Origin of the sequence: Bacillus sp. AL-1R, assembly GCF_052180195.1 — a bacterium.
Lineage (GTDB): Bacteria > Bacillota > Bacilli > Bacillales > Bacillaceae_G > Gottfriedia.
Genome location: NZ_CP197469.1, coordinates 1224612 through 1239336, shown reverse-complemented (window position 1 = coordinate 1239336; position 14725 = coordinate 1224612). Strand labels below are relative to the sequence as shown.

Annotated in this window: 6 protein-coding genes and 1 riboswitch; of the genes, 1 reads left to right on the top strand and 5 read right to left on the bottom strand. The window is 34.8% G+C overall.

The genetic code is table 11. From position 1 onward, the window contains the following. Positions 1 to 235 precede the first annotated feature (235 nt). The 5 genes from ACSBO6_RS05705 to ACSBO6_RS05685 all read right to left on the bottom strand — a co-directional run bounded on the left by ACSBO6_RS05705 (position 236) and on the right by ACSBO6_RS05685 (position 12999). The gene (locus ACSBO6_RS05705; protein ID WP_498844328.1) at positions 236 to 8269 is read right to left on the bottom strand and encodes an InlB B-repeat-containing protein; all 8034 of its coding nucleotides are present in this window, start codon (positions 8267 to 8269) and stop codon (positions 236 to 238) included. 428 nt (positions 8270 to 8697) lie between these two features. Next, entirely contained in the window at positions 8698 to 10602 is a 1905-nt protein-coding gene (locus ACSBO6_RS05700) for an APC family permease (RefSeq protein ID WP_498844327.1), read from the bottom strand. 120 nt (positions 10603 to 10722) lie between these two features. After that, positions 10723 to 10857: riboswitch (cyclic di-AMP (ydaO/yuaA leader) on the bottom strand. 100 nt (positions 10858 to 10957) lie between these two features. Further along, the gene (locus tag ACSBO6_RS05695; protein WP_098846888.1) at positions 10958 to 11146 is read right to left on the bottom strand and encodes a hypothetical protein; all 189 of its coding nucleotides are present in this window, start codon (positions 11144 to 11146) and stop codon (positions 10958 to 10960) included. A 110-nt stretch (positions 11147 to 11256) separates the two neighbouring features. Continuing rightward, on the bottom strand, positions 11257 to 11445 hold the full coding sequence (locus tag ACSBO6_RS05690; protein ID WP_098846889.1) for a hypothetical protein: 189 nt from the start codon (positions 11443 to 11445) through the stop codon (positions 11257 to 11259). Positions 11446 to 11703: 258 nt separating this feature from the next. Beyond that, complete coding sequence (locus ACSBO6_RS05685) at positions 11704 to 12999, bottom strand: arsenic transporter (RefSeq protein ID WP_498844326.1); 1296 nt, start codon at positions 12997 to 12999, stop codon at positions 11704 to 11706. 334 nt (positions 13000 to 13333) lie between these two features. Here ACSBO6_RS05685 and ACSBO6_RS05680 point away from each other — a divergent pair, with 334 nt between their 5' ends. Continuing rightward, positions 13334 to 14707 carry an aspartate aminotransferase family protein gene (locus tag ACSBO6_RS05680; RefSeq protein WP_498844325.1) on the top strand — a complete coding sequence of 458 codons (1374 nt, stop codon included), beginning with the start codon at positions 13334 to 13336 and terminating at the stop codon, positions 14705 to 14707. The last annotated feature ends 18 nt before the right edge of the window (positions 14708 to 14725 follow it).

The following is a 14725-nucleotide window of genomic DNA, read 5'->3' as shown; positions in this document are numbered from 1 at the left end:
ATATTTAATGTCTACATGCGTTACTGACCTACTGGCGAATAATCTAAAAAAATAAGACAAGAATACTTTTTAAATTGTATTCTTGCCTTTCATTATTTTTAAGGGAAAGTTTTTAATTTGAAAAAAGTCAATCTAATCATTTTACTTTCAAAAAGGGTGTTTGATCCATCTTCTCAATATCATAAACACCCTTTTTGATGTTGGAATTAAAGAGTAAATTGTACTGCTTGTTATTTTATTTCTTTACAACTTTGACAACTGTTGCAGAACTTTCATTTCCAGTTGAATCTTTTGCATAGACTGATATTTCTGTACCAACTTTTTGTTGTTTAATTTGGATCCTAAAATTCCCTTTCGAATCAGCTTTTCCAGTTGCAATGGCAACACCATTGATTTTTACAGTAATCGTTGCATTCGCTAATGTTGTTCCTGAAATCTTTGGATCATTTTCATCGATTTCGTTAACATTCGGTTTATTTAGTGTCCATTTTGCGTAAATTGTTGTATCACTCGTTACTTTATCTGTTGCAAAATTCCATATTGTTTGTCCTGTTGCATCCTTGAACCATCCGGCAAAAGTATAGCCTGTTTTTGTTGGCACAGTTGGCTGAGAAATCATCGTGTTATAGTCTGTTTTGATCGCATTTACAGCACTTCCACCTTGGCTATCAAATTTAACTGTATACGAGTTAATGCTCCACTTAGCAAATAACTCTGTATCTGCAGTTACTTTATCTGTTGCAAAATTCCATGGTGTTTTTCCTTCCGCATCTTTATACCATCCAACAAAAGTGTATCCAGTTCTTGTTGGCGCTGTCGGTGCTGTCATTGTCGTATTATAATCAACTTTCTTAGTTTCTACTAAGCTTCCATCTTGCTTGTTAAATTCTACTGTGAACTTATGAACTGACCATTTTCCATAAAGTGTTTTTGCAGAATAGATCGAGTTTGTAAAGTCCCAAGGAATTGTACATGCTTCATCTGCAAACCAACTTAAATCATATCCATAAGCAATCGGTGCAGTGATTCTTCGCACGACAATTCGATCTTTTGTTGCATCTTTTACTTCAGCTGGAGCACTATTTGGTAGTACAAAATGAACATTATATCCATTTACTACTTTTTGTACAACAGTCACATCAGCATACTCTTTAGCTTTAATTGTAATCGTATAATCTTTAGCTTTTGTGAATAAACCTTGATTTAGAGTAATCAGACGATTTTCTTTATCTACAGTGTATTTCGATGCGTCTATTGGGAGACCGTTGACGTTAATGCCAGTAATCGCATTTGCCCAGTCTTTGTCACTGAACTCTAATACGATATCATTACCTACTGCATTATCCGTTGAATCAGCTGTCACAACAGAGCCAGCTAAAGCATATTTCGCATAAAGTGTAATTGGTTTTGTCACAATCGTATCAAAATCATATGGCATTGTTAAATTTTCATCCGTGTACCAACCATAGAATTTGTATCCCACTTTTGTCGGATCAATTGGTTTTGTTGCATTTCTGTCAACAATTTGAGCTGAAACTGGATCTCCACCATTCGAATTAAATGTAACTGTATAACCAATTACTTGGTCAACAACTACAACATCTTTATATCCTTCTGAAACAATCGTCACATTGACTTTTTGTCCAACTGTGAATAATGCTGCTTTAAGGATGATGCTATTATTAGTGATTGTGTAGTCTTTATTCAGTTCTAATGTTTTCGCACCAATTTTCACATCTTTGATGTTATCTTTCCATGTCCCATCATCTGTAAACGGTAATGTAATATCGCTACCAACAATGTTTCCAGCAACATCTTTATTTACTGTAGGTGGAACTTTAATCCAACATAGATAGAAAGTTGAATTATCTGTTAGCACTTTAGGATTTGTCGTAATATCTGACTTCTTATCACTTGAATTTGCTGCATCCAAATATAGGTCATTACTAATCGTTAAATCACCATTTTTCACATGTACTGAACCCATACTCATAGTTGGTGCAGTTGTTTTTCCATTGACTAAAATATCGGCAAAGAATGTGTCATTTGCATTCTTTAACGAACCGCCGTTTAAATCAATATGACGTCTATATCCAAGTTGAATACCTGGAATTGTAACATTTTCACCTGTTGTCGATGTTACAGTTAAATCATATCCTTTTACCCCACCAATATTTCCAAGTGATGGCATTTCACTGAAAGCAAACTTTTCACCTAAATTCGTTTGACCTGCTTTAACAGCTTGATCATGTGTAGCTGTTGTGAAAGAAAGAATCCCATTACTTCCGTTAGATGACAAGTCATAAGTACTTGGGTCTAACGTATAAGTTGTTGGTGTCGTATCTGTTGAGCCATCGCTCTTCATCGCATAGAATTTCGCTTCAATTTTTGCAATTTTATCTTTACCTGTTAACCAAGAAACATTCGTTAAATAATCTGGGATATTGATTTTTAAATCGCCTTCTCCTAGTACCCATCCTATTCCAGAAAATGCCCCGTTACTTCCATCGAATTTTAATCCATTAGGATTGTTTTTATCAACTGGTGAATAACTTTGAGTTGTGTTCATTTGCCATTTTGCATAAACGGTTGCGTCTCCTGTTGCAGGGAACGATTGTGGATCCCACTGTGTTATACCTTCTGCTTCATTATACCAACCTAGGAATTTATATCCAGGTTTAGTTGGTGCAGGTTTCATGAATGAGATTAATTCACTATTCGGACCATCCGTTCTACTGGATCCTGCCTTGAATCCTATCGCCATTGGTTTAATGGCTGTCCCTCCTTGGCTGTTAAACGTAACACTATATCCAACTGGTTGTTGACCTGTGTAGACTGGATCAGAACCAGCAATTACATCCGGGTAAACAGTGCCATCTTCACCTTGTGAGCCAATTGTAAATTTGTAAAGTTGTGGTAAATAACTTGTTCCACCAGGATTTACAGTTGCAGCATTATAGGTAGCACCATTTTTCGGATCTAGTGTTGAATTCGTCATAAATGTTTTCGCATTAAACGTAATTTTTCCTGGTTGACTAATATCGTAATATTTTTCATTTGTATCTGGATTAATTAAATTACTAATATCCATACTCTTACCACTATTCGTTGTTACAATTACCTTATTGATTCCGTTTCTCCACTTCGCATCTTCTGGGAAAGTTAATGTTAAGTCCTTCCCAATATGCGCTACTGCTGGATCCGTAATAATTGGGATTGCAGGCGTTGGAATCGGTACCGATGATACTGTTAGAGATTTTGTTACATCTTGATAGCCTGTCGCTTTTACTGTAACTGTGTAATTCGTTGCCGTCGGGAATAATGAACCTGGGAACGTAATTTTTGATGGCATAGTTTGCTGTACACCATTCGCGTCATAATAAGTGTACCCTGGGTTGATTTTAACTAAATCCGTTACATCCGTTGAGCCTAACATAATTTTTGTAATTGATTTTCTCCATACTACATCATCAACGAACACCGTGCTTGAAGGTGACATTGAGATTGTTGCTCCATTTTGCAAGTCTTGTAACTTTGGTGCTATGATGTTTTCTTGTGCTGGAGCTGCAAAATTAAGCTTTTGCATGACTTGCTCTACTGTGTCATCTTTATTTAACGTGATTGAACCCGCATATTGAGTAGTTATAGTTGTATCTTGTTCTACTTTTGTTTGTGCTGCTGGAACATCTAGCCCTGCATCAATAGCACTTTGATTTTGTTTACCAAAGTTTTTAAAGATGAAATAGAAGTCATTATAATCAATTCCATAACCAAATCCACTTGGCTTAATCCAGTATATATCTGCATCACGGTTCGTGTTTAAGAATGCCGTTTTGTTTGCTAGTTTATTATCTGGATTATTCACATTATTTAAGTTTTTATATTGATAATACACATCGATTTCTTTCAGTAAATCCTTCATGTCGATAACGTTATCACCGTTAACATCTCCACCTAAAAGGATCGGGAATAGACCTCGAATATCCTTTATAGTACCTGATTGATAACCATATTTATTTTCACCAATTACAGGTGTTTTTTCATATCCTTTAAAATGGCCTGGTACACTTGCTTCAACAGAATATGGCTTGTCACTAACACCCATCGTCAACGCATAATATGGGTTGATAAACGTATAAGCCATTGTATTATTAAATGATGTCGGTTGGTCCGTTGTATATTTATTCCCTTTATCATCCGTAGCAGTTACCTTCGCACCAGAATCAACCGTAAATTGTGGATATTGGTTGTTTACGTTATTTCTAGAGAAAGATTCCGCTGCCACTTGTCCTCTAAGTACAGAGATGTTCTGTCTTACATAAGGTACATTAGTTGGAAACCAAGCGACTTTTGTATTTTCACCTGACAAAGTTAAATTCGCTTGTAGTAATTGATACGGGAATTGACCTGTTATTGGATCAGGGTTGTTATAAGTCACATCTGCTTCTATTATTGGCATATCATGGTCAAGAGCACCCTCTGATGCAATATTTGAAAGCGTCACATCTGTTGTTTTACCCTTTTGATAGATTGGATGAACATATGGTTCACCTACAGTAAGAACTTTAGTTGGATCTATTCCCTTATTAATAAGGTATTTTTTATAATCCTCTGTTAAGCGGATATTACTGAATTCATAAACACTATTATCATTCAGCATAAATTTACCGCCTGTCATTCCTACTCCATACTTTGTTGTCAATGTCATCTTGAAAGGTTTATTATTATCAACAACTACCTTATCTTCGGTACCTGGTCCTGCATCTACTCCATTAGATGAAGTTAACGTGACATACGGATTTCCTTTTTTAATAAAATAATAAGTCTCTCCGTTTAAACTGAAGTCACTTTCACCTGAATAATCAACAGGATCAATATCAAATTGACTGCCCAATTTATTTGCAACGTCCTCAGCCGTCACACCAAAATGGAAACGACCATTCGGATCTGTTTTGAAGTAGACTGTAGGGAACATACTGTCTTGATATCCTACGACACTATTTAAGCCTTGATCAACAGGAACTGGTGTGATACCATCTTGAGGGCTTGGCACTGACGTTTCCCCGCTAGATTTCATTACATCTATGTTTGAGTCATAAACTTTACCACGGAAACCTTTAATTTCTTGTCCAGGTAGATACCCTGTCGGATCAATTTCATAAATCCCGCCCTTAGAGTCTGAATCCATCGTCATAGTTGGTGGTGTACCGTCAACATATAGCGTATCTTCTGCAGTATAACGTTTTCCATCTTTACCATTTGCGATCAACTCCAATGAGTAAGCACCTTCTTTTAGCACTTCCACTTTGTTTGAGATGCCAGAGCTGTCATACGTTCCATCGTAATCCTTTGTAAACGGAAGATACCATCCATTAAAAAGTGTTATGAGTGGGCCGTATTGAACACCTGGTATCAAATTACTACCGTTTGATAACGTGTTAGCAATACCTATATATTTACCATCCTTGTCTTTAATGGTAATATAGAAGTTTTCCATTTCGTTATTTACTGATAAATAATAAGCTGAAATATTACCTTCTGCAGCCGCTTTTATCGCTAATTGGAATTTATTAATTCCTTTTTCCGCAACTGTAATCGTAAACGGAACGCGATAAGACTCTGATGAATCTGCTGTGTTTACAAGATTAATATATCCTTCGTAAGTGCCCTCTAATGAATTCGATGGAACTGTAATTTTAGCTGTTGCTTTAACAGTACTTCCACCACCAACATTAATGTTTGTCACGTTTTGTCCATCGACAGTAAAATCAACTTTTACATCATTTCCAGTGCCTGGACCTACTTTATTTGATCCAGCAAATTTTGTTGATATAAACTCAGTACTTACTTTAAATGTTTTACTGCTATTTCCTTGGTTAGAAACATTAAAGTCCTTTGATGAAACCACATCATCTGAGCCGTTGGTTGCACCTTCTCCTCTTCCTTTAAAACCAAAGAACATACTTCCTGTAAGATTTTCAACCTCTTTCAGAGTATTATCTGAATCAGTTGCGTATGCTTTATCTAAAACTTGGATTTTTACATTTGTTCCAATAGCACGAGCAGGATCCACACGTCCAGCACCAACCTGGTAAACACTATATTTCTTTGAATCTGTGTCAATACTTTTAGCTGTATTCATTAATGCTGCTTTAACATCTGCAGGCGTATAGTCTGGATGTGCAGCTAAAATTAATGCTGAAATACCAGCAACATGTGGTGTTGCCATTGATGTACCAGACATAATCTGATAACCAAGTTTATAATCATGTTCTTGATTTGGCTCCCAAATATCGTATGGAGCTGTTGAAGCAATATCAACACCAGGAGCTACTACATCTGGCTTAATCGTCCAATCTTTAACTGGACCTGTTGAGCTAAAGCTCGCTAATTCATCTCCACTTTTACTAATAGGTGCATCCAGAGACGAAGGGAACGTAATGCTAGCCGTTTTAGGATCTTGTTTAATTGCATCAGAAAGAGCTTGTCCCTGTACTTGTGTTAAAGAGATGGAATAAACATTATCCATGCTGACACCTAAGAAATTAGGAATATAGCCTTGCGTATCCGAATCATCGGTATTATCCCAGATCACCATACCCGCTGCACCAGCATTTTTAGCATTTGCCATTTTTGTCTGTAAGTAATCCCCGCCACGCTTTACTAGAACAAGCTTATCTTTCACGTTAATACCATAATAATCTGCTTCACTTCCTAAACCAACATCAACGATTGGAAGTGTTTGACCTTTATAAGCATCGTCTGATTGTGAAAAGTTTTTCCCGAATAAACGTGCTTTATAAGAAACTGAACCATTCTTAACGGTCATTGTTGCAATTTCTTCAGGGATTGTACTTGCACCTACAGTAATTGCTAGTGGCGAAGTTCCTGGTGAACCAACTGTAGCTTGTCCAGGTCCACTATTACCTGCAGCAACATCACACACAACGCCAGCTAAAGTCGCATTATTGATTGCAATACTTGTTGGGTATAGTGGGTCATTAATTGATGCACCAAGTGATAGGTTAATAACATCCATGTGATCTTTTACAGCTTGATCGATCCCACCTAGTACTGATTCTGTTGTTCCATGCCCTCCTGGCCCTAGTACACGATAACCATGAAGCTCTACATCGGGTGCTACACCATTTGCCGAATAAACATCGTTATTATCTGTCGTATTTGCTGCAATCGTTCCAGCAACGTGAGTTCCATGCGAAGTGATATATGGTTTATAAGTTGAAGGTGGTGTTCCCCAAACTGAACCTGGATTCTCCTTATCAGCTACCCAATCATCATAAGTCGTTTCCATAGGATCATGGTCATCAACGTATTTTATATTTCCTTCTGTATCAAATCCTTCATTATTTACAAGGTCATGTCCACCATATAATTTTCCATTTTCATCATGCGTTACCTTATAAAGATCAGGATGGTTGTAATCAATACCTGTATCCAATACACCCACTTTAACCTTCTCACCAGCACGTGGACCTTTTTTAATGATACCTGTATTCCCTTCAGCTTGTAGCTTGTCTATCCCTAAAAATGATAACCCTGTTGTAGGCTTACCAGCAGATTTAGCTGTCATTGATTTTTGAGAAGTTGAAATTCCTTCATCAGGTAAGGAATATTCTACTTGAGACCAGACAGACGCTACATCTGGACTTTCTGCAAGCTTTTGAACTAAATTTGCAGGTAGTGATAATGAAACGCCATTAAATGCATCTGTAAATTCTCGTGTTATACTGATTTCCGATTTAACAGTTTTCCCACCAACAACTGTAGTTTTAGGTTGTTTATTTAAAAAGCTTTTAAAGTTTGCATGTGAATCTTTAACTTTATTTTTAGCATCTGAATATTCGCTATCAAAAGCCTTACTATTTGCAGTTGCTCCACCTTTAGCTAAAGATTGCTTAATGATTTGTATTTTAGCTGGATCTTGTTTAAATTGAACAATAACATTAATCTTTTTTGAACCGATTAAATCCTTTTTGTCTAAACGGATTTTTTGGGCATGATCTGCTCCAGTAAGCTTATTAATATTTGCTTTTTGTTCAGCAGTAAGCCCGTCAAGAATACGGTTAACTTCTTTTGCACTAAATGTATTACTAGATAAACCTTGTTCGTTTAGTTTCGCTTCAGCATTATTAACACTTGCGAAACTTTGAGGAATCACAACATTTAAAAACATCGAACTTAAAGCAAAGATCGAAAGTATTTTTTTTGTTGGCCTCTTACTCTTATGAGACGATTTTTTCTCTTTCATGTTTTCCCCCCCAAGTATAAACAAATAATGAAAGATTCAATTATTTGCCTGAATTGAAAATTTAAGAATTGTAATTTTCTTAAAACTTAAATTTATCTAAATTTTACTCTATGTTTCACTTGTCTTGTATTGGGGAAATTTAGCGAATTATACTTCATTTTTTTATGTATTAAAATTGAATAAATGTAGTTTCTTGACGTAAACTGTAGATATTTATCCTAAAAAACCTAATAAACTATGAAATTTTTGTAAATTTAAAATTTGGGGGAATTTGAGGTTTTTTATTAAAAAAATCAAATAATTTGAATATTCCTATTTTTGGCAAAAAAAGCTATCAAACTTTTAACAATAAAAGAATGATAGCTTTCTAATTAATTTAGTAAGTTTTTAATCTCTTCTTAAAAGTAAAGACTCTTTTCCTTAATTGTTTATTTTCTCAAATGATACGGAACCGTCGTAACGACTACATCTTTCTGACTAATCAACCAAAGTCGAATTAAAAGTGCTGTTTGGTTATGAAGAAGATTATGCCACCATCTCTTAGGAATAAATTGTGGAATGACAATTTGGATGTGGCTATCTTGATCATTTGCTTCAATTAACTTAATGAATCTTGAAAGAGGTGCAAGTACTGAACGGTACGGGCTTTTTAGAACGACTAAGCGACATGGATTACCCCACTCTTCCCATTTTTCTTCCATTCTTTCAATTGATTCATCATCAAATCCAACATAAACAGCGATTGGTTCTGTTGAAATCCCCTTTGCAAATGATAATGTATTGTGAACGACACGATGTGTACCAGAAACTAATACAACTGTTATAACTTTATTTGCTTCTGGTTTAAACGAACTTAAATCGATCCGTAATTCGCTTGCTACATTTTGATAATGTTTATAGATTGCTAAAGATAAGAATATAATTGTCGGAATTACGACTAAAACAACCCAAGCACCATCTACAAATTTTGTTACTGCAAAGATGACCGTAACAACAGACGTAACCATAAAACCTATTATATTGATCGCTAATTTAACTTGCCATTTAGAACCTTTCACTCGCTTCCATCTTCTTATTAATCCTAATTGTGCAATTGTAAATGATAAAAATACACCGATTGCATACAGTGGTATAAGTGCATTAGTATGAGCTTGGAATGCGATGATTAAAATACTCGCAGCAGCAGCAAGCGCAATAATGCCATTAGAATATCCTAAACGATCACCTCGGTTTGTAAACCCTCTAGGTAAAAACCCATCCGTTGCTACTAATGCAGCTAACTGAGAAAACCCAGTAAATGACGAGTTCGCTGCTAAAATTAAAATAATAAAAGTGAACCAAATGATGCCTTGATATATTATCCCATCACCAAAATACACCTTTATTAATTGTGATAACATCGTATCATTTGGGTTCGGTGAAATTCCGTTTACATATAAATGATAAGCAAAGCCTAAAAGTGTAATTGAAGTAATGACTCCTAGTGCTATATATGTTTTAATCGCATTTTTTTGACGAGGTTCTCTAAAAACTGGTACTGCATTTGAGATTGTTTCAATACCTGTTAAAGCAGAACATGCTGAACTAAATGCTTTCAGTACAATTAAAATACTTAAACCTTGTGGTACTGTACCAAACGTCGGTGTATGGTGTTGTATAAAACCATTTTGGAATTCGTCAAAAAATCCTGTAAAAATCAAAAGAAACATACAAATCATAAAGCCAAATGTTGGCCACGCAAATATTTTAGCTGATTCGGCAACCCCACGTAGATTGACAACTAATAATAAAAAAACACAAAATATCGCTAAAACCGTTTCATAAGGCACAACTGCTGGGTAAGCTGATGCCACTGCTTCAAGTGCAGCTGATACTGAAACCGCTACAGTCAAGATATAATCAACTAATAATGAGCTTGAAGCGATTAATGAAACCCAACGAGGTTTAAAATTGTCCTTAGCAATTGCATAAGCCCCACCACCATTAGGATAAGCTAAAATCCCCATAATGTAGGAAAGAATAAGAATTCCTAATAAAATAACAGATGCGATTGTAATCGGTATAATATACCAGTGTGCTTTTGCACCTAGAACTATCAACTCGGTCATTCCAGCCTCTGGTCCATAAGATACGGATGAATACAAATCAGCTGCAAGAATTGGCAGGGCGATGAACCAAATCAATTTATTATGTTGTGCATGTATTTCAGCTGTCCTCATAGGTCTACCAATAAATACGCGTTTTACGCTATTAAAATTTGAGATTGAATAATAAATCCCAAAAATCGCTAAAATAAAAAGTCCAATTTCTATATATACGGACGGATGATACATAAATTTTTCCCCTTTTCTTATAAAAACAAATGATTTATTGGCAATTAATTACCAATTTTTACTTTTTTGCATACAAAAAACACTAAGCTTTACTTAGTGTTTAAAAACAATACTAAATAAACCCCCTTCTTTAAATGCTTACGAGGTTAGCTGTCGGATTCGGGATTAAAGAATACCCCTACCTTTACAAAAAAGGATTCACCCCAATAAAGAAATGGTTCCCCCGCTCTTTTTAAGATTAAGCAACTATGGTTTTGAAATAGAGAAATATAGAATTTAAATGTAAATATATAACTTTAGGATAAATTTGTAAAGGGACTTTTTTTAAAATTTACAATCGAATTTTAAATTATTTTTAGCGTACTTGATTCCAAATGATTCGTTGAGTCTGATCCTTAGATAAAGTGTTCGTTAATACCTTTTGCACTTCTGTTTGATTAAACGTAGAATATTCTTTATTAGCATCTGACCTATTCGTTTCGTACCCTGTCAGCAAAATAGAAAATCCACATCCTACTACTAATGATAAAATTACTTTTTTCATTTTGTTTTCTCCTCTCGATTTTTTTCAAATAAAAAAACCATGACCAAATGGCCGTGGTTTGACGTTTGTTTTTAAACGTAAGACCAGTCAAAGGAAATTCACACGACTAATTAGCGTCCATGATTCCAAATGATCTCTTTTGATTGATCAACTGCTACAATGTTTGTTAACACGTTTTGTACCTCAGTTTGATTAAACATAGAAATCTCTTTATTAACTTCTGACTTATTCGTTTCGTACCCTGTCAGTAAAATAGAAAATCCACATCCAACTACTAAAGATAAGATTACTTTCTTCATTTTGTTTTCTCCTTTCATGTTTTATAAATATAAAAAAACCATGACCAATGGCCGTGGTTTGACGTTCGTTTTTAAACGTAAGAACAACTCTATCATGATAAAAACCACTCGTCAAATGGTGATTTTTGGAATTACTAATGTAAACGATTACTTGAAATGAATGATTTTTAAAGGTGTTTTTTTGGAAATCGTTTACATATTTTATCAACTTTTCATAAAGAAATGACAACTAAAAAATAGTTGTCTCAAGCAGTTTTATTAATGTATTTTCAAGCTAATATATAAACCTAATAAAGTAAATAATAGGACAGGAATCGTTAATATGATTCCGATTTTTAAATAAGTGCGATATGAAATTTTGATCCCTTTTTGGGATAATACGTGTAGCCATAATAAGGTAGCTAATGATCCAATTGGCGTCATTTTTGGTCCTAGATCCGAACCAATTACATTTGCATAAACCAGTCCTTCTTTAATAAGATCTGATGTATGTATATTTTCAATAGCAAGTGATGCAATCATAACAGTAGGAAGATTATTCATAATTGCAGAAAGAATGGCTGAAATAAACCCCATCCCTATCGTTGCAACTAGTAAGCCTTGATGCGCAACAGAATCAATTAAATGAGCTAATGCATTTGTTAAACCAACATTTTTTAATGAATAGACAACTATATACATTCCTATGGAAAACACAACAATCGTCCACGGTGCTTCTTTTAATACCTTTTTTGTATTTACAACCTTACTTCTTCTCCCCATGAATAAAAAGATAATAGCAGCACTTCCAGCAATAATCGAAACCGGAATTTCAAGTAATTCTCCAATAAAGTATCCCGCTAATAATAACAATAGTACTAACCAAGAAATGTAAAACATCTTTTTATCTTTAATGACATCCTTTGGAACCTTTAAATTTCCAAGATCATAATTTTTCGGTATTTCTTTTCGAAAATAAAAATACAATACCAAAATACTAGAAACTAGTGAGAAGACATTTGGAATGATCATTTCACTCGTATATTCTAAAAAGCCAATTTTAAAATAATCAGCAGTGATAATATTCACTAAGTTACTTACAATAAATGGAATTGATGTTGTATCTGATATAAAACCACAAGCGATAATAAAAGGAAAGACCATTCGTTCATCCAATCTCAAGCTACGAACCATTGCTAAAATGATTGGGGTAAGAATTAGCGCTCCTCCATCATTTGTAAAAAAAGCGGTAACAATAGCTCCGAGAACATTTATATAAACGAACATCTTGATCCCGTTTCCATTTGCTGCACTTACCATATGCAAAGCAGCCCACTCAAAAAAACCAATTTCATCTAATATCAATGAAATGATAATGACAGCTATTAATGCAAATGTCGCATTCCAAACAATACTTGTTACTACGACGACATCATGGAGATCTACAAGCCTTAATATGAAAGATAAGGCCGCTCCTCCGAATGCGATCCAACCAATTGAAACGTTTTTCGGTTGCCAAATGACTAAAATAAGAGTAATGATAAAAATTAATGATGCAAGAATGATTGAAACCAATTAACAATACAGCCCTTCTAATTTAACTTTAAATTTCAAATTTCATTATCGCATGAATAATTAAAGTTTATCTAGTATAAAAATATTAAAAAAACCTAAGCTTTTTTAACTTTGGAATCGTTTTTTATAAACTTTTATTTTTACTTATTAAGGAGCACAGTTCATTTCTTTAAATGAATAGTGCTCCTTTTAGTTAGATAAAAAGGATCGTTTATGTATCTAACAATTTGTCTAATCGTATTAGGATAATATAGTCCCTTCAGTAATATTAATAAGTATAGTTACAAAAATGAGATTCCATAATACTAGAATATTGAAAGTTGGTGACAATTTAATGAATGATAAAACCGTAAAAGTAAATCATTCTACTTCTCTTTCTAAAGAAGAGCTTCTTGAATTAGACCAAAAGTATGTATGGCATCATATGTCGCCTCACAATCCAAATCCATTGGTTCTTGTTTCTGGTAAAGATAGTACAGTCACTGATCTTGATGGGAAAAATTATTTAGACGGTATGTCGGGATTATGGTGTGTGAATGTAGGTTACGGTCGTGAAGAAATTGCTAAGGCAGCAGCTGACCAAATGCAAGCAATTCCTTATGTTCCAATGTCACAAGGTAATGTTCCTTCCATCTTATTAGCTGAAAAGTTAAATGAATGGTTAGGTGGAGACTATCGTATTTTTTATTCAAATTCCGGATCGGATGCTAATGAAGTAGCTTTTAAGATTGCTAGACAATTCCATCATCAAAATGGTGAGCCTTTACGTTATAAGTTTATATCTAGATATCGAGCATATCATGGCAATTCGATGGGAGCTTTAAGTGCCACTGGTCAAGCTAATCGAAAAGTGAAATACGAACCTCTTTCTTCAGGTTTCCAGCACGTGGCACCACCTTATTGTTATCGATGTCCTTTTGGTAAAACATATGGAGATTGTGGCATCCAATGTGCAAATGCAATTGAAGACGTCATTAATTTTGAAGGCGCTGAAACGATTGCTGGAATGATAATGGAACCGGTTATAACTGGTGGAGGAGTGATTGTACCTCCTGCCGAATACTTAACAAAAGTTCGTGAAATTTGTGATAAATATGGCATTTTGTTAATCGTTGATGAAGTAATATGTGGCTTTGGCCGATCTGGAAAACAGTTTGGACATCAAAACTTCGGTATAAAACCAGATATCGTCACAATGGCTAAAGGAATGACAAGTGCCTATTCACCTCTTTCAGCAACTGCAGTCAGTAGTAATCTATATGAAGTATTTAAACAACAAGGGACAGATCAACATTTTCGTCATGTTAACACATTCGGAGGAAATCCAGCCTCATGCGCAGTTGCATTGAAAAATTTAGAAATCATTGAAAGAGAAAATTTAATTGAGCGTGCAGCTTATTTAGGTGAAGAGCTCCGTAAAAAATTAGATAGTTTACTAACTTATAAAAATGTTGGGGACATCCGCAGTTTTGGTTTTATTGCAGGAATTGAGATGGTTGAAGATAAAAAAAGTAAAAAACCTGCTAGTCCAGACTTGGTGTTAAAAATAATCACTGAATGTAAGGCAGCGGGACTAATAATTGGTCGAAATGGAGATACGGTACCAGGCTATAATAATATCCTTACTCTTTCTCCTCCATTTACAACATCTGATGAAGAGCTTGATTTTATCGTAACTACATTAAACAAAGCATTCTCAAAACTATAAACTTTCGGGGTGATATTC